We start from the raw sequence: 18,804 nt of genomic DNA on the forward strand, positions 1-18,804 counted from the left end.
ATACAACAGCTGTGCAGCAAAGGCCACACAGCTGTTACAAAATACTGTTGCCAATACATTTATTCTGCCATCATCTCTTTCACCACACGTACTACATCTTCAGCATTGGGTTTGCTAAAGTAGTCGCCATCGCTGCCATACGCAGGGCGATGTGCTTTTGCAGTGAGTGTACGAGGCGTAGCATCCAGCCATTTGTAGCCACCCTGTACTTCCATTACATGGTTGTACATAAAGGCTGCCGCACCGCCGGGCACATCTTCATCTACAAACAATATGCGGTTTGTTTTTTTCAATGAAGCCACTATGTTGTGGTGAATATCGAAAGGCAGTAACGTTTGCACATCTATGATTTCTACATCAATGCCTAACTGCGCCAGTCTTTCAGCAGCATCTGCAACAATGCGCAGTGTAGAGCCGTAAGAAACAATGCTGATATCAGCACCTTCCCGCAATACTTCGGGCACACCCAGCGGCACACGCATGTCCATCAGGTTGGCAGGCAGTTGTTCTTTCAGCCGGTAGCCATTCAGGCATTCAATCACCAGTGCAGGATCGATACTATCGAGCAAGGTATTGTACATGCCGGCTGCCTGCACCATGTTGCGGGGCACACAAATGTGCATGCCACGCAGGCTGTTTATAATCATACCCATGGGGCTGCCGCTGTGCCAAATACCTTCCAGCCGATGGCCACGGGTACGCACAATGATGGGGCAACTCTGCTGGCCATTGGTACGGTATTGCAGGGTGGCTACATCGTCACTCAGTTGTTGCAAGCCGTACAGCAAATAGTCGAGGTACTGAATTTCGGCAATGGGGCGCAAGCCACGCAGTGCCATGCCAATGCCCTGACCCATAATGGTGGCTTCACGAATGCCGGTATCAAATATGCGGCCGATGCCATGCTTTTGTTGCAAGCCTGCAAAGCCCTGATTTACGTCGCCAATATTGCCGAGGTCTTCACCAAAAGCCACCACCCGTTTGTTGTTGGTAAACAGCTCATCGAAATACCGGTTGAGTACTTCATAACCATTAATGGTAGGCGACTCTTCGTGATAATAAGGTGCTACAACATTTACCCGTAGAGCACTTGCACTACCAGTAGCATACAAATGTGAGTTGTAGAGCCCTTCATTGAGTTGCTCCAGCTCTTGTCGGTATTGCATCATTTGCTGCAATACATATCCGTTACTAAAGTCGATGCCAGTGCCCAAAGCCTTCAGCACATTGCGGCGCATCGGCTCTTTGTTTTGCCGCAGTTCATTGAGTGCTGCAGCTATTTTTTCAGCATCGCCGGCACCAGTATCAATAGCTTGCTGCATTAAGCTCAGCACTTGTGCTGCCTGATCTTTAATTGGTGCCAGATAATCGGCCCAGGCCTTGTTTTTGCTATCAACAATATGTTGCTTGACTTCTATTTCTATATCGTCGAGTTCTTCTTCTGTAGCCAGCTCGTTGGCAATGATCCACTCTTTAAATTTCTTGTTGCAATCCCACTCCCGCTCCCACTCCAGCCGCTCTGCCGATTTGTAACGTTCGTGGCTGCCGCTGGTGCTGTGGCCCTGTGGCTGTGTTACTTCTTCTACATGAAAAAGCACAGGAATGTGTTGCTCCCGGCAAATGGTAATGCCATGTTCAAAGGCTTCGCACATGCCGGCATAATCCCATGCTTTTACCTTGTAAATGTGCATGCCGTTGGTGCCGGTGGTTATTTCAAAACCTTTCAATGCATCAGAAATACTGCCCTTGGTTGTTTGAATGGATTTGGGTACTGAAATACCATAACCATCATCCCATACAAACAGGGCCAGCGGAATTTGCTGTACACATGCCGCATTCACCGTTTCCCAAAAATGGCCTTCACTGGTGCTGGCATCGCCGATGGAGCAAAAGCACACTTCGTTGCCTTGCTGGCTGAGGTGTTTCAGCTCTTGTAATTCAGGTAAATGACGGAAAGTTTTGGAAGCCAAAGCCAAGCCTACAGAGCGGGGCAATTGCCCGGCCGTAGGAGCCATATCGGTAGCTGTATTGTATTGCTCGGTAAGGTTGTACCACTCACCATCAGCACTTACATTTTTGCTGGTAAAGTGGGCATTCATTTGGCGGCCGGCACTCCAAGGGTCGTGCTCGTTGGTAGGGTCGGCATAGAGCTGCGCAAAAAACTGCTGCACGGTTGCCTGCCCAAGGGCAAACATCCAGGTTTGGTCGCGGTAATAGCCGCTGCGCCAGTCGCCGGGTTTAAAAAACTTGGCGAGTGCCACCTGTGGCAATTCTTTGCCATCACCAAAAATGCCAAACTTGGCTTTTCCGGTGAGCACTTCGCGGCGGCCCATCAGGCTTACCTGCCTGCTGGTTACAGCCACCCGAAAATCTTTTAATACCTCCTGCCGAAAACTCTCAAATGATAGGATTTCAGCATGTTGGGCTGCAGCAATCTGATTTTCCATGCCGCAAATGTAGCGCATCGGGCTGCATTGGCATAGCCACCGGCCGCCGCTGTGGATAGTTTACCAAACCATGACAACAGGAATTTTAACAGGAACGGGCGGCGGCCATTCAACGCAATTGCAATAATTTAGCACCACGCTTAAAAACCGGATTTTATGAAGAAACAACTCCTCGCTTTTGTAGCCTGCCTGATGCTGGTAGCTACCACCACCTTTGCTCAGGAAAAAAAGGAAAGCCTGTGGCTGAATGAAACCTCACACGATTTTGGCAAAATTGCCCAAGGCAAGCCCGTGTATACTTTTTTTGAACTGAAAGGTTTGGGCGACTCGCTGAAGCTGGAAATGGTACAAGCCGGTTGCGGTTGCACTACCCCCGAATTTAAAGCTGGCGCTTACGCCCCCGGCGAATCTGTAAAAATTAAAGTTGGCTTTAATGCTGCTGCCGCTGGTCGTTTCGACAAGCCCATTACCATTACCTACAACGGTGGCCAGCAAAAAGTAATTATGATTACCGGTACTGTAGAAGCTACCCCTGCCACACCAGCCCCAACCAATGGTGCTGTGGGCAAAATCAAACAATAATTGAGTTTTACCATATATAAAAGCGCTGCCACCACAGCGCTTTTTTCATACCCAATTACCATGAAAATGAACAAAACACTTCGATTTTCGGCTATTGCCCTGTTACTCAGTCTCACCGGTTTACTGTGGGCTCAAGCCAAGGTAGATAGCTTGATTCGCTTTGAAACTAGCAGCCACAACTTTGGTAAAATACCCAAGGAAAAGCCTGTGACCTACGAGTTCAGCTTTACCAACCCCGGCACCAAGCCCCTGATAATTGAAGACGCCACCGCCGAATGCGGCTGTACCAAGCCTGAATTTCCGAAGCGGCCGGTGATGGCTGGCGGCAAGGGTACCATTACCGTAACCTACGATGCCAAAGAACCCGGGGCTTTTACCAAAAAAATTACGGTGAAGCTGGTGAATGTGGCCGAAACCAAGGTGCTGACCATCAGCGGCGTGGTGATAAAATAAAGGCCCGGCAGAAAATCAAACTTGTGTTTGGCAGAAAACTGATTTTCCCCCTACATTTGCAACCCATTTGGCGAGGTAGCTCTCCCGATAGCAATCGGGATGGTTAGCACATCGGATTCATAACCCGAAAGCCAAATGCAAAAAATTTGGCGAGGTAGCTCAGCTGGTTAGAGCATCGGATTCATAACCCGAAGGTCGGCAGTTCAAGTCTGCTCCTCGCTACTCTTCTAAAAAGCGACATTCTTTGTCGCTTTTTTTGTGCCACTTTTTTCCATAAAAAAAGCTCCCGAAGGAGCTTTGTTCCAAGAATTATTGAAATAATTAGTTTGTTTTTCCCGGATACACTTTCAGTGCTGCTTCCAGGCAATCCATGGCTTTGTCGATGGCTTCGAGATTGAGCACATACGCCAGCCGAACTTCTTGCTTACCCAAACCTGCAGTGCCGTAAAAGCCGGTGGCAGGTGCCAGCATCACTGTCTGTCCGTTATGCTCAAATGATTCCAACAACCACTGACAAAATTTGTCGCTGTCATCAATGGGCAATTTGGCCATGGCATAAAACGCACCCCCCGGATTGGGGCAATACACGCCTTCCATGGCATTGAGGCGGCGCACCAGCAAATCGCGACGGCGCTGGTATTCTTCTTTGGCACCGGTGAAATAATCGGCAGGTAATTCGATGGCTGCTTCGCCGGCAATTTGTGCAAAAGATGGCGGGCTCAGGCGGGCCTGTGCAAACTTCATCACTGCATCCAGCACAGCCTGGTTTTTAGTCACCAATGCACCCAGTCGGGCACCACAAGCACTGTAGCGTTTGCTGATGGTATCCATCACCACTAAATGATCGTCGGCACCTTGCAAATGCATCACACTCATGAGTTCACCGGTATAGCTAAACTCACGGTACGCTTCATCGCTAAACAAATACAGGTTGTGCTTGAGTACTATTTCTTTCAGGCTTTCCAGTTCGGCTTTGCTGTACAAATACCCCGTAGGATTATTGGGGTTGCAAATAACGATGGCCTTGGTTTTGGGTGTAATTACTTTCTCAAAATCGGCAATGGGCGGCAGCGCAAATCCGCTTTCGATATGCGAGGTAACGGGCACCACTTTTACACCAGCAGCTACTGCAAAGCCATTATAGTTGGCGTAAAAGGGTTCAGGTATAATTACTTCATCGCCCGGATCGAGGCAGGCCATGAAGCCAAACAGAATAGCTTCGCTACCACCGGTGGTGATGATGATTTGCTGATGATTGACATGTACGCCTACGCTTTCGTAGTAGCCTACCAATTTGCGGCGATAGCTTTCGTTGCCAGCACTGTGGCTGTACTCCAATACTTTGAAATCGCTGTGGCGTACAGCATCCAGCACGGCAGCAGGGGTTTCAATATCGGGCTGACCAATATTGAGGTGATACACTTTTGTTCCTCTTTTCTTGGCAGCTTCGGCGTAGGGCACCAGTTTCCGAATGGGACTGGCGGGCATTGCTTCGCCACGGTTACTTACTCGCAGGTTCATGATCAGGCTATTTTTGAGGGCACAAAAGTAAGTTGTAAAGCCGCTTGCTTTTTGCCTTTACTATAATGCCCGCAGATTTTAGCATTGTTGAACGGTTGATGATGTTTAGCAGGTATTCATCAATAAAAAACGCTGTGCAGTGAAAGCCATTCACCGCACAGCGTTCTGTAAAAAAACTGCATTTGTCTATTTGAAAATTTCGGCCAGCTTTTGCTGCAGTTCTTCGCCCCGCAGGTTTTTGCCAATGATCTTTCCTTCCGGATCGAGCAGGAAGTTTTGCGGAATAGCCTGTATGCCGTACTGTACGGCTACTTCATTTTTCCAGTATTTCAAATCAGAAACCTGTGTCCACGTAAGGTTGTCATCATGAATGGCTTTCATCCATTTTTCTTTGGCATTGGGCTGGTCGAGTGATACACCCAAAATATCAAAACCTTTGGCATGATACTTTTGATAGGCTGCCACAACATTCGGGTTTTCACGACGGCAAGGACCACACCAGCTGGCCCAAAAATCGATGAGTAAATATTTACCACGGAAAGAGGACAATGACACAGGATTGCCGAGTGTATCATTCTGCGTAAAATCCATGGCAATAACACCGATGCCGGTTTTCTTCGCCTTGTCTATTTTTTCTGCCATGTCTTTACCACCCGAGCTATTGCGGATTGCCTCGGGCAACAATAAAAAAATGGGCTCTACATCGGCAGCATTGATGTCGTATCCGGCGTAGCGGTTGAGTGCATACAACGCAATAGGCGACTGTGTATTCTCCGTAATGTACTTTCTGTAATTGGCATTCATTTGTGCTTCTAAGGCATCAAATTCTTTTTCTATTTGCTTCATGCCAGCTTCATCTTTTGCACGGCTGTATTCACCATATTTTTTGTTGAGCTCCGCACCTTTGTCATCCAGCTCTTTGTTTATGGCTTTCAGCTTCAGATAAGCAGTATGCGCAGCAGAACCTTTTACAGTTGCGTTCGAAAAAGAATCGACACTGCTGATGCTGAGTTTGCCGGGTTGCAAGAAAATGCCGTACCCATCTCTCCGCATGTTGTATGGTCGCAAACCGGTGCCGGCACTGTCTTTGATGCGTACCATCAAGTTGCCCAATATGGCTTCATTGAGTGTACCCTTAAACGTAAATGTTCCGTTTTTTACTTCGGCACTATCGCGGTGGCTTTCGCCATCGGCATAGTACGACAAGTACACTTTGCTTACCGGATCTTTTACCTTACTCACGTTGCCAGTGAGTGTGAAGGGTTGTTGAGCAGCTACTGCATTGCCCAGCAATACGGCTGCCAAAAAATAAAATGCTTTAGTCATGTGGTTGCTTTAGAGGTAACGAATATAAGCAAGCCCTGACAAGCTATTTAAGATTTCAACAAGTGATGCAACCGCTCCTGTACTTTGGCTACGGTTGGCAGCATAGCCGCTTCCAGCTGTACATGAATGGGTACAGCTGGCAGATCCAATGAACCCATTACCTGCACCGGCGCATCTAAGTAGTGAAAACAATGCTGCTGTATACGCCCTGCCAAACTTTCTGCATAACTGTGGCCTTGTTGTTCTTCCGTCAGCACCAGGCATTTGCCATGTTTTTGCACTGCTGCATACATCATGGCTTCATCCAAAGGATACAAACTCCGCAGGTCAATGATTTCCACTTGCTGCGCAAACGCTTTCGCGGCGCCGATTGCCCAATGCACACCCATGCCATACGTAATCACACAGCAGGATTCACCTGCTGCAATAGCGGCTTCACTGGCGGCCTGCACTATGCGACCCTTGCCCAGCGGAATGATATAATCTGCATCTGGTTCTGGAGTTTTGGCGGCATCTGTACCGGGCACTTTGCTCCAGTACAATCCTTTGTGCTCCAGCATTACCACCGGATTCGGGTCGAGGAAAGCGGCTTTCATCAAGCCCTTCATATCTGCGGCATTGGAAGGATAAACTACTTTGATGCCCTTGATGCTGAGCAAGGTGCTTTCGATGCTGCCGCTGTGGTACGGGCCACCACCACCATACGCCCCTGTAGGCACCCGTATTACCGCCGACACTGGAAACTTACCCATGCTGAGGTAGCAGCTTTTGCTGAGCTCCGTCACCAGCTGATTAAAACCGGGATAGATATAATCGGCAAATTGAATCTCTACAATTGGCTTTACGCCTACAGCACTCATGCCCGCCGTGCTGCCAATAATGTACGCTTCCTGAATAGCGGTATTGAACACCCGGTTGTCGCCAAACTGATCGGCGAGTGTAGCGGCTTCGCGGAAAACACCACCCAGGCGGCGGCCCACATCTTGCCCGTACAACACCGCTTCGGGATGTTGCTGCATGATTTCCCGAATGGCAAACAACGCCGCATCTACCATGGGTATAGCACCAGCGTTGGCGGGTTGTCGGTTGCCTTTTTCTTCCAATACTGTTGTTGGCGCAAACACATGTTGCGTTACTGTAGCTGCATCGGGGTCGGGCGAAGCTTGTGCTGCTTCGAAGGCATCATTCACCCAATGCTGCGCTTCGGTTTCTATGGCATGCAACTGTTCCTCTGTCCATCCTTTAGCCAGCAAAAATGCCTTCAGCTTGTGCACCGGGTCTCTTTCAGCTTCCTGCTGCAATTCGGTCTCGTTTCGATAAAACTCTTTTCGTACACCACTGGTATGATGACCAAGCAAAGGCACGTTGGCCTGCAGCAACACCGGCCCGGCACCGCTGCGCAAATGTTGCAGCAAATCAGTTACAGTATTATAACACTGAGTAAATTCTGTGCCATCCATTTCTATTGCCGTAAGGCCCGGAAAACCCTGCGCATATTGCACGGCACTCATCACCCTGCTTTCGGTAGCAGTGGCACTAATACCCCAACCGTTGTCTTGCACCAAATACAAAATGGGCAGCTTGTGCAGCACGGCCACCTGCAATGCTTCTGCTACTTCCCCTTCAGTCATGCTGGCATCGCCGAGAGAGCAAACCACCAAGCCAGGCTTGTTCAGCATTTGCAAACCATGTGCTGCACCGGTAGCTGGAATTACCTGCATACCTGTGGCACTACTCTGGTGCATAATGCGGGGCTTATCGGCATCATTCAGGCTGGGATGGCTGTAGTAACTGCGGCCACCGCTAAACGGATCGTTGGCTTTGGCTAGCAATTGCCGCATCAGGTCGACTGGTTCCATGCCAATGCCCAATAAAATACTTTCATCGCGATAGTAAGGACTTACCCAATCTTCGGGGCGAAGCTGAAAAGCCACGGCCAGTTGAATGGCTTGGTGGCCCAGGCTGGTGCTGTGCACATATTTACAAACACTGCGGTTTTCCTCGTACTTGTTTGCCATGCATACGCTGGCATACATTAGCCGGTAGGCCTTGTGCAACAATTGCTGTTCAATCATAAAATAGGCAAGCTGCTTTTGTTAAGCAGGGCAAAAGTAGGGATGACCACAATTGTCGAAGACATAAAAAACTACTACCAACTTGCTAGTAACAACAGTAGAAAAATGTTCGTAGTAAATCAATAACCAATGGCTATACAATTCCAGGTGATGCTGTAATTCACTGGATTTTCGCTGTTGTTGATTAGCCTTGCTTTGCAAGAGGTAACACCGCTGGTGGTACTACAACCATATAGCTGTAGTTGCACCATGTACAATTGGCCAACTGTGCCACCAGTTACATCAATATCGCCTACAAATACCCTTGGCACTCCGGTGAAGCCTCCATTAAAAGCGATGCTTCCTTCTGCCGAGATGGCGTGACCTGCCAGTACAGCGTTAAAAGTAGCGGTGGTAAACTGATAGATGCGGAGATTGGTGCCACTGTTGGCATTGAATGCAACACCCTTTCCTGCGTTCACAGTTAATGAGCCTTCAATGCTGGTATTATTGCCAATGGCCAGTGCATTATTGGGATTTAAAATACCGTTGATGCGAACGTCACTTTGAAAGCGGGCTGGTCCACTCCCCACATCGAGCAGGTAAGTGCTGTTGGGCACAGTACCCAGGCCCAAACCGTAGGCCATGTGATTATAACCATACAGGTTTTGAAAAGCATAATCGGGAGCAGATGTGCCAATACCCAAATAACCAGCAATGTAAGCGGAGCCATTTACATGTAGTGTTTGCAGCGGATTGATAGTACCAATACCTACCTGTCCCGTACTGTCAATGGTCATGCGGCGGGCGTTGTTGGTAAAAAATCCGATTCCGTTTCTACCCGAAGAGCCAGCCAAAAAGCTACGAACAATACCCACCCTTTTGTCGCTCCCGAAAAACAGTGAGCCATTATCCAAAAATCCCTGATTGCTATTCGACTGGTCTATCATGACACTACTGTCTACAGCCAGTCTGGCTAGTGGAGCATTGGTACCAATGCCTACATTTTGTGCCACACCAAAAGAGGAAATGCAACAGAAAAAAAACACATTGATTGTTTTCATGAGCCAATGATTGATGTCCTAATGTATCATCAATAATTGGCGTTTACAATCTTTTAGGGAAATCCTTTTGCCTGCCACACATGCCTTTTACCAACAAATGCTACATACCCAAACGCTTATTTAATTTCTACTTCCAGCAACTTGCGGTCTTCCAAAAATCCTTCGAAGCGATCGGCCACCACGCATTCGCCCACACCAGCTGGGGTGCCGGTAAAAATGAGGTCGCCAATGTTCAGGGTAAAATATTCGCTTACATGGGCAATGATTTGGTGAATGGGATACAGCATCAAATTGCTGAATCCTTCCTGCACCTGCTCGCCATTGCGAAGGAAAGTGAAATGAATATTGTTGGGATCGTGCAGGCTTTCCCAGCGTACAAATTCGCCAATCGCAGCCGATTGGTCAAAAGCCTTGGCCTTTTCCCAGGGCAGGCCTTTTTTCTTGAGTTTGTCCTGCACATCACGGGCAGTAAAATCAATACCCAGCGTTACTTCTTCAAAGTAATGATGCGCCTGTGAGGGGTGAATAAACTTGCCGTTTTTACAAATCCGAATCACTATTTCGCATTCGTAGTGGAGCTCGTTGGTAAAAGCCGGATAATAAAACGGATTGCCCGGTGTGAGCAAAGCGTTTTTGGGTTTCATGAAAATGACCGGCTCATCGGGCACGGCATTGCCCAATTCTTGGGCATGTGCTACGTAGTTGCGGCCTATGCAAATGATTTTCATACGCGGAGGGATTTTAAAAAACCGGTTAGTAAGGGGTTCGTTTTAAAAAATCGCCTGTTGCCAGGATAGGTTTACAGCCAACGTAAATATAATACAGCCATTATCACCGCATAGTTGAGTTTACCCACAATCATTTAAAAGTCAGGTTATTATACCTGTTCATAGCGGGCTGAATGCCTTCGAGAATGAAGCTGGTAATCACCGATACACAGGTGTCAATTTTTTGCGCTACCAGCGGCTGCTCATCAGGCTTCCATTTTCCCAATACAAAATCCACCTGCCGGCCTTTGGGAAAATTGTTGCCGATACCAAACCGCAGCTTCGGAAACTCATTGGTGCCGGTATAATCCTGAATACTTTTGAGCCCGTTGTGGCCGGCGTCACTACCCGAGGGGCGGAGGCGTATTTTTTCCAAGGGCAGGGCCAGTTCATCTACAATGGTCAGCGAATGTTCGAGGGCAATTTTCTCTTTATCGAGCCAAAACTTCATGGCTTTGCCACTCAGGTTCATGTAGGTTGTGGGCTTTATTACGGTTATAGCCCGGCCTTTTATTTTAAACTGGCTTACTTCGGCCAGGCGGTCGATATGCCAGCCGCCATCGTGTTGTTTTACAAAAGCGTCTGCTACGTCGAAACCAATGTTGTGGCGGGTTTGCGCATACTCGGCGCCAATATTGCCCAGGCCAACAATGAGATAACTGTTCATACGGCTGCGAAATTACGGTTGTGCCGTGGCTTGCAGGGCAATGGGCCTCCGTTGGAGTTGAAACTGATATTTTTTTTACATAAAAAAACTCCCCACTGCCAGCGCAGCGGGGAGCCATAAGGAAATCATCCGGTGAAGGATTACTTCTTCTTCTTGTCTTCTTTTGCAGCAGCTGCTTCTTCCTGCTTTAACTGACGGGTCATTACGATAGAAGCCATTGGAATACGGGGAGAGTTGATTACTTCCATGTTTTCCAGTTTTACGTCTTCTACACGAATGTTGCTGTTCAGTTCGAGGTTGGTTACATCTACTTCGATAGCTGATTTCAAAAACTTAGGCAGGGTTTTCACCTTCAGCGTTTTCATTTTTGTAATCAGTCGGCCACCGGCTTTTACACCAGCAGCGCTACCTACGTACTTTACAGGCAGGTTGGCTACTACGGCTTTGTCGTCTACCAGTTCCAACAGGTCAATGTGCGTCAGCTTGTCGTACACTTTGTCAAACTGCAGGTCTTTCATGATGCAGGTGTAAGACTTGCCGTCTACGGTAACTTTTGCCAACTGGAATTCTGATGTGTACACGAGAGCTTTAAAAGCTGAAGCCGGAGCAACGAAGTTAACTTCTTGCGCACCCCCGTAAATTACACCAGGCACCAGGTCCTGAGAGCGGTATTGGCGGGTGGCTTTTTTGCCAATGTCGGTCCTCAGTTGTCCTTCGATTGTAATTGTTTTCATGTTTAAAAAATTGAGGCGCAAAAGTAGGGGAAAATGACCGCTACACCAGCAAAAAAATCAAGCGCCCTGCTTATCGCCACTGGCTTTGCGCCGAATTTCGGGTGTTTGTAGCGCCTCCGGCAAATGAATCTGCTGATTGTCAGGGCTATTTATCAACTTTGCCCCCAGCCCATTACGGCAAAGGCTATCCCTTTTATGAGCCCAAAAGCCGGAGTTTTGGGTAAACAGAAACAGGTGTTTCGCTTTTTTAGCGGTTTGGCAACGAACTGCTCCGCAACAAACGCCTATTTTCCGGCCCGGAATTTGTCGCTTTATGAAAAAAATGACCCTTTTGAAACATCGCATACTCCTTCCACTTTTTGCCAGCTGGCTGGTAGCCCTACTGCTATCAGCTACTGCAGCTTTTGCGCAGCAGCAACCCGTAGATAAACCCGTGGTTTCTGTATTACTACCGCTCCATCTCGACTCTATATACAATGCCGACAAATACAAGTTTGGCAACAGCATCCCCCGGTTTGCCCTGCCTTATTTGGAGTTTTACAATGGCGTACTCATGGCGGCAGACAGCCTGAGTAAAGAAAGAGCGCAGGTACACATAGAAGTGGTGGATACCCGTCGCTTTTCCAGCCTGAGCACCACGTTGTACAGTCCAACGGTAAAGCAATCGAAACTGCTAATAGCCGTTGCACAAAACAGCAATGAGCTGAAGCAGATGGCCGCCTTTGCCAACAGCATGCATATTCCTTTGATTTCGGCCACTTACCCCAATGATGCGGGCATAAAAAATACACCGGAATTGTACCTGCTCAATACCACCCTCAAAACACATTGCGCCGGCATTTACCAATACCTGCAACGCAACCACAGTAGCGACAACCTGGTGTTTGTAACCCGCAAAGGAACGGTGGAACCCTACCTGAAAAGCTGGTTGGAAGAAGCCGCAACCTCTGCCAACGGAAACAGGTTGCGCTGGAAAACCGTACTACTCAGCGATTCATTTCAGGTGGCACAGGTGAAGGCCCTGCTGGATAGCAATAAAAACAACACCCTCATTACTGCCACTATGGATGGTGCATTTGGCCAACGGCTTGTGAAACAACTGAGCAGCCTGCAACCCAAGTATAAAAGCCATGTGGTAGGAATGCCCAACTGGGACGATGTAGATTTTAAACGGGCTGAATACAAAGGCGTGGAAATTACTTTCAGCTCACCATTCATTTCTTCATCGGGTAATGTAGATGTGTACAATAGCCTGAGTAAAACCTACGCACGAAAACAAAACAGCAAGCCCAGCGACATGGCTATAAAAGGGTTTGAAATTACATATCGGTTTGTGCAAAATCTTTTAGCCAATCCGGCGTTGGAAACCTTTGCCGACCATGCCAACGACAGGACATATAAAATCTTCAACGACTTTGACTTTGTGCCCGTAACCGACGCCGCCGACAATAGCCGGATTCATTATTTTGAAAACAGGAAATTATACTTCGTCCGAAAAATGGATGGAGTGGTGAAAGGCATTTATTAGGGTTAAATACATTACAGAAAAAGGGTAGCACTCCAAAATGCTACCCTTTTTTATTACTGCAAGAAAAATAACGTAAATGTATTAACGCAACCTGTCAGCACTGGCAATCAGCTTTTCATCTTTGCGAATACCGGCGTTTGCCAGTACAAGCAAAACAATGCTCACAATGGGCAGGATAGCTCCTACTTTGTAAACACTAGAAGTAAAGTTGGGATTGGCCAATTTAAAATCACCTACTTCCATCCAGATAAGACCGATGAAAACAATATTGAGCAATAAACTCACCCATATGAGCTTTTTCTGATTGCTTCTGTTTTTGAAAAGCGCAATGGCAATGGCCGGAAACAGTACCAATACAGCAGCCACAATAAACAGCAGGTAATTTTGACCCACCAGCAAATCTTTGGCTTCGCCGGTTGCCAGTATTCCGCCATACACGGGAAACTTAAACAACAGCGCCACTGCCAAAGCTGCCAGCAATAACCAAACAGATTGAATTCGTTGTATCATAAGATGTGTTTGTTCTAAAAACTTACTAATAAAAACAGGCTGAGCTTAATGCATAAAGCTAAAGGCAATAATGCAATTTGGGATTGGGAATAGAAGATGGCAATCAACAAATTACTAATTTACTACTCAACTAATCACCTAATTAACCAATCAACTAACCACTACCCCAACTCTGGGTACAGCGGAAACTGTTGCATAAATCCGGCTACCTCCGCTTTTACCGTAGCAATTACATTGGCATCGTCTGCATTCATCAGCACATTGTCAATCACGTTGGCAATAAACTGCATGTCGGCTTCCTTCATACCACGGGTAGTAACAGCAGGCACACCAATGCGAATACCGCTGGTTACAAACGGGCTCTTATCATCGAAGGGCACACTGTTTTTGTTGAGGGTGATATGTGCCAGATCTAATGTTTCCTGTGCTTTTTTACCGGTGATGTTTTTGTTGCGCAGGTCTATCAGCATCAGATGGTTGTCGGTACCATTGCTGATGAGCTGATAATCTTTTGCCACAAAACATTTGGCCAATGCCTGTGCATTCAACTGCACTTGCTTTTGATAGGCCGTAAACTCATCGGTCAGTATTTCGCCGAAGGCTACCGCTTTGGCAGCAATGACATGCTCCAGCGGGCCGCCCTGTGTACCGGGGAACACCGCTAAATCGAGCATGGCACTCATAGAGCGGATGTTTCCTTTGGGGTCTTTTACACCGAGCGGGTTATCAAAATCGTGGCGCAGCATAATAACACCACCACGAGGCCCCCGCAACGTTTTGTGGGTAGTGCTGGTTACAATATGGCAATAATCAAATGGGTCGTTCAAAAAGCCTGTGGCTACCAAACCTGCTGGGTGGCTGATGTCGGCCAAAATGATGGCACCGATTTCATCGGCTACTTTACGAACACGGGCATAATCCCAGTCGCGGCTGTACGCACTGGCACCCACAATAATCATTTTGGGCTTTACACTCAGTGCTTTTTCTTCCAGCATTTCGTAATCGATAAGGCCGGTATCTTTCTTTACACCGTAGAAATGTGCTTCGTAGGTTTTGCCACTAAAGTTGGCGGGGCTACCATGAGTAAGGTGGCCACCCATGCTCAGGTCGAGGCCGAGAATTTTATCGCCGGGCTTGAGGCAGGCCAGAAAAACGGCCGCATTGGCCTGGGCACCACTGTGCGGCTGCACATTGGCCCAGCTGGCTTTAAACACCTGCTTGATGCGTTCGATGGCCAGTGTTTCAATTTCGTCTACCACTTCGCAACCACCGTAGTAACGCTTGCCAGGATAACCTTCGGCATACTTGTTGGTAGCTACACTACCCATAGCCTGCATCACGGCAAGACTGGTAAAGTTTTCGCTGGCAATGAGCTCAATGCCGGTGCGCTGACGATGTAATTCTTTTTGGAGGAGTTGAAATATTGGATCGGCGGACATGATTGATGTGATTTTGCCGCAAATATAGGCGCATCACTTGGGAGCCCTGTGCCGAAAGCCTGTGGGGTGAAAAGATTGTGCAAGAATCTACGCCATCGTGTGCAAAGAACCCCAGGATACCGCAGCAAAAGGGCATGAAAATTTGGTAGTTGTACAATACAACCTTATTTTGAGCACATGGCACTCATGCAAATAGAACATGGCTCAGCACAATATGAGCAAATGGTGAAACTGCGGGAGGAAGTGCTGCGGCGGCCGTTGGGACTCAGTTTTACACCAGCACAATTAGAGGAAGAAAAAGACGACATCCTGATTTGCGCCTTCGATGATGGCCGCATATTGGGCTGCTGTATTTTGACACAACTCGACCACGACACCGTAAAGCTGCGCCAAATGGCGGTGAACAGCCGCTTGCAACACAAAGGCATCGGCTTTTCTATTATGCAATTTGCCGAAAACCTGGCCCGAGACAGAGGCTACCGCAAACTCACCATGCATGCACGGGATACGGCCTTGGGCTTTTACCAAAAACTGGGCTACAAAATAGTGGGCGAACCTTTTGAAGAAGTAACGGTGCCACACCATAAAATGGAAAAACAATTGCGGTAACCAACTTATTTAAACGCCATCTTCTCCTTCAACTTCTGACGAACCAACACGGTATCGGCATCGCCGGTGCAGGCATCTTTGGGTATCAGAAAAAACGATTTATCGTTGATGTACAAGTGAAAGAAATACGGGCTTTCCATGAAATAACTAAACCGCTGATAGCCCCAGGTGGTGTACCCCTTTTCAGTTTCTATCAAAATGTCGTCGCTGCGTAGGGTGAGGTCTATGTCTTCTTGAAACGTACGGGTACGACTGTAAATAATACGTGGTAGCCAAAACCAAAAGGTAAGCATCAGTACAAACCACAAAACGGAGCTGATAAGAAAAGGAAAAGGGCGAATGAGTTTGAAGAAAAAAAGGCCCGCCGACAGAAACGCAAACACATTTACAAGAATGAGCAACAGCTTTACTTCATTCCGTGAAATGAAATGATAGCGCAGTGCTTGCAGTACTTTGGCCCGTTCGTAGGTGATGGCAATTTTCATGCTACTGATTGTGGCAGCAAAGTAAAGGAACTGGTCGCAGTATTGAGGAGACGGATGCTACTTTACCAGTGGTTCAGAATGGCTATTGAGAAGATTGTTGTTACTGAACTGTATTGCGTGTTTCATCTATCAAGTCCATTCCTGTTGCAGCATTGTTACTTTCTTTTTCTTGAAAAAAAGAAAGTAACCAAAGAAAATTCAAGGCAAACCCGAAGGCTCCGCCCGTTTTGCCGGGCCAACGCCTCCCCCTGTTTAACTTGTTTCATCACTACTTAGCTTCTATGAAATTCAAAACGGTTGCTAAGTGAATTGTGTCGAATAAACATCAAGATTTGAAAGCCGGATGAAAACGGTGCAGGGTTTCGCGGAGGTATTCACGGTCGAGGTGTGTATAGATTTCTGTAGTGGTAATGCTTTCGTGCCCCAGCATTTCCTGCACGGCACGAAGGTCGGCACCACCTTCCACCAAATGCGTGGCAAAACTGTGGCGAAATGTGTGTGGCGAAATGTTTTTGGTAATGCCTGCTTTGGCGGCCATGGCTTTGATGATGAGGAACACCATGACGCGGCTCAGCCTTCGGCCACGGTTGTTGAGAAACACCATGTCTTCTTCGCCTTTTTGTACCGGCACATGTACCCGCACATTGTCGCGGTACAGTTGAATGTATTTGATGGCATCACGACCAATGGGCACCAACCGTTCTTTGCTACCCTTGCCAAACACCCTTACAAAACCTACATCCATGTACAACTGGCTCAGTTGCAAATTTACCAGCTCACTCACCCGAAGACCGCAGCTGTACAGCGTTTCGAGCATGGCCTTGTTACGCACACCTTCAGGGGTGCTTTGGTCAATGCCACCAATGATGGCTTCAATTTCTCCAAACGACAATACTTCGGGCAAGGCTCTTTTGAGCTTGGGTGCTTCCAGCAATTCGGTGGGGTTTTGCTGCACTATTTGCTCCAGCATGGCATACTTGAAAAATGCCCGCAACCCGCTGATGATGCGGGCCTGGCTATTGGCGCCCATACCCATTTCTGCAATGGCTTTCAAAAATTGCTGCAGGTCTTCTTGCACTACGGCAGCCGGATTTTTTTGCAGGCCTTGCAGCAACATCCATTGCGTTAGCAGCTCCACATCGTGCAGGTAAGCATCCACTGAGTTTTCACTCAGCGACCGCTCCAGTTGCAGGTAGGCTTTAAACCCTTTTTTGTAAGGCTGCCACATGGTTGCTGCTAATATTTTGACTGATTATTTGGAATTGCATGACCGATGCTGCAATTTGCTGCTCTTGCTTCAAAATAAAAAATAGGAAGCGTCATTAACCTGAGCCGTTATGAAACTATCGTCGCTGGAAAAGAAGTTTGAGAAGAACAAGAAACCGATGCGCAAATTCATCAAGCATTTGGAAGAAAGCGATGTGAGCGACATCATTGATATAGCCCATGCCACCGAAAAAGAAGTATGGCAGGAAGTAGATTGCCTGCAGTGTGCCAACTGCTGCAAAAAAATGACGCCTACACTGGAGAAGAAAGACAAGCAGCGCATTGCCGAACACCTGGGCATGTCGGTAAAAGATTTTAAAGCCAAGTACCTGATGTATGATGAGGAAGAAAAAGACTGGCGCATGCAGCAACAGCCCTGCGTTTTTCTCGACCTCAATACCAACAAATGCAATATTTACGAAGTACGCCCCGATGATTGTCGCGGCTTTCCGCACTTGGTAAAACTGCCGATGGAAAGCTATGCCTACATCCACAAGCAAAACATCAAGTATTGCCCCGCTACTTTTTTGTGGGTAGAAAAAATGATGGAGCGGGTAGAAATCACTAAAACCAAGAAATGACACATACACTTATTATTATAATCGTTACAGCCTTAGTGTCTTTTTCTGCTTTCAACAGCAGCAAAGTGTACAACGATTTAATCATGTATCCGCCGGCTATTAACCGGGGCCAATGGTATCGTTTGCTCACTTCTGGTTTCATTCATGCCGATGTCATGCACCTTGGCTTCAATATGCTTACGTTATGGTTTTTCGGAAGACTGCTCGAAGAACAATATTTTGCCGTTCAATTCGCCCAATTTGGAAGTATAAGCAAGTATATGTTTCTCATCTTTTACCTGCTGGGCATAGTGGTGAGTGATTTGCCTACATATATCAAACATCGCAACAACAACAGTTATGCCAGCTTGGGTGCATCAGGCGGCGTATCGGCCGTGTTGTTTGCTTTTATTTTGTTGGTGCCCTGGGCCACCATCTATGTATTTGTGATACCAGTTCCCGCCATTGTGTTTGGTGTGTTGTACCTGGTGTACTCACAGTACATGAGCAAAAAAGGCGGCGACAACATTAATCATGATGCGCATTTCTGGGGTGCCATGTTTGGTATTGTAGCATTACTCGTTATCGATCGTGATACCATCCCCCGCTTTCTCGAAGCCATTCAACACCCCCGGTTCGATTTTTAGCGAAGCGAATCATTTTAGCACATACAAAATGGGAGTCAACGTAAACTTGACTCCCATTTTATTTATCTGAAAAACCAGTGAATCAACGGCAAAAAACTAATCCGCGAAAATCCGTTTCTTTCCGCAACATCCGCGTCCCATATAT

Annotated in this window: 18 protein-coding genes and 1 tRNA gene; 7 read left to right on the forward strand and 12 right to left on the reverse strand. The window is 47.4% G+C overall.

What is annotated here, in order from left to right; all coding sequences use genetic code 11:
• Positions 1–59: 59 nt before the first annotated feature.
• Positions 60–2,447: an alpha-ketoacid dehydrogenase subunit alpha/beta gene (locus V7Q13_RS15290; RefSeq protein ID WP_333801540.1), complete on the reverse strand. Its 2,388-nt coding sequence runs from the start codon at positions 2,445–2,447 to the stop codon at positions 60–62.
• 156 nt (positions 2,448–2,603) lie between these two features.
• Between V7Q13_RS15290 and V7Q13_RS15295 the strand changes: the two genes are divergently transcribed.
• The 3 genes from V7Q13_RS15295 (at position 2,604) to V7Q13_RS15305 (ending at position 3,704) form a co-directional block, all read left to right on the forward strand.
• Positions 2,604–3,029 (forward strand): DUF1573 domain-containing protein, encoded by a 426-nt coding sequence (locus tag V7Q13_RS15295; protein WP_333801541.1) that lies wholly within the window; start codon positions 2,604–2,606, stop codon positions 3,027–3,029.
• 66 nt (positions 3,030–3,095) lie between these two features.
• Entirely contained in the window at positions 3,096–3,482 is a 387-nt protein-coding gene (locus V7Q13_RS15300; RefSeq protein ID WP_333801542.1) for a DUF1573 domain-containing protein, read from the forward strand.
• Positions 3,483–3,630: 148 nt separating this feature from the next.
• A tRNA-Met gene (locus tag V7Q13_RS15305) sits at positions 3,631–3,704 on the forward strand.
• A 99-nt stretch (positions 3,705–3,803) separates the two neighbouring features.
• Here the strand turns inward: V7Q13_RS15305 and V7Q13_RS15310 are convergent.
• The 7 genes from V7Q13_RS15310 to V7Q13_RS15340 all read right to left on the reverse strand — a co-directional run bounded on the left by V7Q13_RS15310 (position 3,804) and on the right by V7Q13_RS15340 (position 11,615).
• Positions 3,804–5,003 (reverse strand): pyridoxal phosphate-dependent aminotransferase, encoded by a 1,200-nt coding sequence (locus V7Q13_RS15310; protein WP_333801543.1) that lies wholly within the window; start codon positions 5,001–5,003, stop codon positions 3,804–3,806.
• A gap of 186 nt (positions 5,004–5,189) precedes the next feature.
• Entirely contained in the window at positions 5,190–6,329 is a 1,140-nt protein-coding gene (locus V7Q13_RS15315) for a TlpA disulfide reductase family protein (protein ID WP_333801544.1), read from the reverse strand.
• Positions 6,330–6,376: 47 nt separating this feature from the next.
• Positions 6,377–8,404: an alpha-ketoacid dehydrogenase subunit alpha/beta gene (locus tag V7Q13_RS15320; RefSeq protein WP_333801545.1), complete on the reverse strand. Its 2,028-nt coding sequence runs from the start codon at positions 8,402–8,404 to the stop codon at positions 6,377–6,379.
• Between the two features lie 119 nt (positions 8,405–8,523).
• The gene (locus tag V7Q13_RS15325) at positions 8,524–9,447 is read right to left on the reverse strand and encodes a hypothetical protein (protein WP_333801546.1); all 924 of its coding nucleotides are present in this window, start codon (positions 9,445–9,447) and stop codon (positions 8,524–8,526) included.
• 116 nt (positions 9,448–9,563) lie between these two features.
• Complete coding sequence (locus tag V7Q13_RS15330; protein WP_333801547.1) at positions 9,564–10,175, reverse strand: fumarylacetoacetate hydrolase family protein; 612 nt, start codon at positions 10,173–10,175, stop codon at positions 9,564–9,566.
• Between the two features lie 130 nt (positions 10,176–10,305).
• Positions 10,306–10,881, reverse strand: coding sequence for an aminoacyl-tRNA hydrolase (pth, locus tag V7Q13_RS15335; protein ID WP_333801548.1), 576 nt, complete (start codon positions 10,879–10,881; stop codon positions 10,306–10,308).
• A 140-nt stretch (positions 10,882–11,021) separates the two neighbouring features.
• Positions 11,022–11,615, reverse strand: coding sequence for a 50S ribosomal protein L25 (locus V7Q13_RS15340; protein ID WP_333801549.1), 594 nt, complete (start codon positions 11,613–11,615; stop codon positions 11,022–11,024).
• A gap of 331 nt (positions 11,616–11,946) precedes the next feature.
• On the opposite strand from V7Q13_RS15340, the gene V7Q13_RS15345 reads away from it, so the two are divergent.
• A complete protein-coding gene (locus V7Q13_RS15345; protein WP_333801550.1) occupies positions 11,947–13,143 on the forward strand; it encodes an ABC transporter substrate-binding protein in 1,197 nt (398 codons plus the stop codon).
• A gap of 81 nt (positions 13,144–13,224) precedes the next feature.
• Here V7Q13_RS15345 and V7Q13_RS15350 read toward each other — a convergent pair whose 3' ends face one another.
• Positions 13,225–13,653: a DUF4293 domain-containing protein gene (locus V7Q13_RS15350; RefSeq protein WP_333801551.1), complete on the reverse strand. Its 429-nt coding sequence runs from the start codon at positions 13,651–13,653 to the stop codon at positions 13,225–13,227.
• A gap of 161 nt (positions 13,654–13,814) precedes the next feature.
• On the reverse strand, positions 13,815–15,092 hold the full coding sequence (gene glyA / locus V7Q13_RS15355) for a serine hydroxymethyltransferase (protein WP_333801552.1): 1,278 nt from the start codon (positions 15,090–15,092) through the stop codon (positions 13,815–13,817).
• 177 nt (positions 15,093–15,269) lie between these two features.
• Between glyA and V7Q13_RS15360 the strand changes: the two genes are divergently transcribed.
• Positions 15,270–15,701 carry a GNAT family N-acetyltransferase gene (locus V7Q13_RS15360; protein ID WP_333801553.1) on the forward strand — a complete coding sequence of 144 codons (432 nt, stop codon included), beginning with the start codon at positions 15,270–15,272 and terminating at the stop codon, positions 15,699–15,701.
• A 5-nt stretch (positions 15,702–15,706) separates the two neighbouring features.
• Here the strand turns inward: V7Q13_RS15360 and V7Q13_RS15365 are convergent, their stop codons facing one another.
• Complete coding sequence (locus V7Q13_RS15365; protein ID WP_333801554.1) at positions 15,707–16,186, reverse strand: YcxB family protein; 480 nt, start codon at positions 16,184–16,186, stop codon at positions 15,707–15,709.
• A 325-nt stretch (positions 16,187–16,511) separates the two neighbouring features.
• Positions 16,512–17,414, reverse strand: coding sequence for a site-specific tyrosine recombinase XerD (gene xerD, locus V7Q13_RS15370; protein WP_333801555.1), 903 nt, complete (start codon positions 17,412–17,414; stop codon positions 16,512–16,514).
• 109 nt (positions 17,415–17,523) lie between these two features.
• On the opposite strand from xerD, the gene V7Q13_RS15375 reads away from it, so the two are divergent.
• Positions 17,524–18,033, forward strand: a complete 510-nt coding sequence (locus tag V7Q13_RS15375; protein WP_333801556.1) for a YkgJ family cysteine cluster protein — start codon at positions 17,524–17,526, stop codon at positions 18,031–18,033.
• Complete coding sequence (locus V7Q13_RS15380) at positions 18,030–18,659, forward strand: rhomboid family intramembrane serine protease (protein ID WP_333801557.1); 630 nt, start codon at positions 18,030–18,032, stop codon at positions 18,657–18,659. Before V7Q13_RS15375 ends, V7Q13_RS15380 begins: the two co-directional genes overlap by 4 nt.
• Positions 18,660–18,804: the final 145 nt, after the last annotated feature.

It is taken from the genome of Phnomibacter sp., from assembly GCF_036803085.1.
Lineage (GTDB): Bacteria > Bacteroidota > Bacteroidia > Chitinophagales > Chitinophagaceae > Phnomibacter.

What these genes read in the sequence shown, in the direction of transcription:
- V7Q13_RS15320 (WP_333801545.1), bottom strand. Translation starts at nt 8,404, where the DNA reads ATGATTGAACAGCAATTGTTGCACAAGGCCTACCGGCTAATGTATGCC.
- V7Q13_RS15375 (WP_333801556.1), top strand. Translation starts at nt 17,524, where the DNA reads ATGAAACTATCGTCGCTGGAAAAGAAGTTTGAGAAGAACAAGAAACCG.
- V7Q13_RS15330 (WP_333801547.1), bottom strand. Translation starts at nt 10,175, where the DNA reads ATGAAAATCATTTGCATAGGCCGCAACTACGTAGCACATGCCCAAGAA.
- V7Q13_RS15315 (WP_333801544.1), bottom strand. Translation starts at nt 6,329, where the DNA reads ATGACTAAAGCATTTTATTTTTTGGCAGCCGTATTGCTGGGCAATGCA.
- V7Q13_RS15290 (WP_333801540.1), bottom strand. Translation starts at nt 2,447, where the DNA reads ATGGAAAATCAGATTGCTGCAGCCCAACATGCTGAAATCCTATCATTT.
- V7Q13_RS15360 (WP_333801553.1), top strand. Translation starts at nt 15,270, where the DNA reads ATGGCACTCATGCAAATAGAACATGGCTCAGCACAATATGAGCAAATG.
- V7Q13_RS15300 (WP_333801542.1), top strand. Translation starts at nt 3,096, where the DNA reads ATGAACAAAACACTTCGATTTTCGGCTATTGCCCTGTTACTCAGTCTC.
- glyA (WP_333801552.1), bottom strand. Translation starts at nt 15,092, where the DNA reads ATGTCCGCCGATCCAATATTTCAACTCCTCCAAAAAGAATTACATCGT.
- V7Q13_RS15325 (WP_333801546.1), bottom strand. Translation starts at nt 9,447, where the DNA reads ATGAAAACAATCAATGTGTTTTTTTTCTGTTGCATTTCCTCTTTTGGT.
- xerD (WP_333801555.1), bottom strand. Translation starts at nt 17,414, where the DNA reads ATGTGGCAGCCTTACAAAAAAGGGTTTAAAGCCTACCTGCAACTGGAG.
- V7Q13_RS15310 (WP_333801543.1), bottom strand. Translation starts at nt 5,003, where the DNA reads ATGAACCTGCGAGTAAGTAACCGTGGCGAAGCAATGCCCGCCAGTCCC.
- pth (WP_333801548.1), bottom strand. Translation starts at nt 10,881, where the DNA reads ATGAACAGTTATCTCATTGTTGGCCTGGGCAATATTGGCGCCGAGTAT.
- V7Q13_RS15295 (WP_333801541.1), top strand. Translation starts at nt 2,604, where the DNA reads ATGAAGAAACAACTCCTCGCTTTTGTAGCCTGCCTGATGCTGGTAGCT.
- V7Q13_RS15365 (WP_333801554.1), bottom strand. Translation starts at nt 16,186, where the DNA reads ATGAAAATTGCCATCACCTACGAACGGGCCAAAGTACTGCAAGCACTG.
- V7Q13_RS15340 (WP_333801549.1), bottom strand. Translation starts at nt 11,615, where the DNA reads ATGAAAACAATTACAATCGAAGGACAACTGAGGACCGACATTGGCAAA.
- V7Q13_RS15380 (WP_333801557.1), top strand. Translation starts at nt 18,030, where the DNA reads ATGACACATACACTTATTATTATAATCGTTACAGCCTTAGTGTCTTTT.
- V7Q13_RS15350 (WP_333801551.1), bottom strand. Translation starts at nt 13,653, where the DNA reads ATGATACAACGAATTCAATCTGTTTGGTTATTGCTGGCAGCTTTGGCA.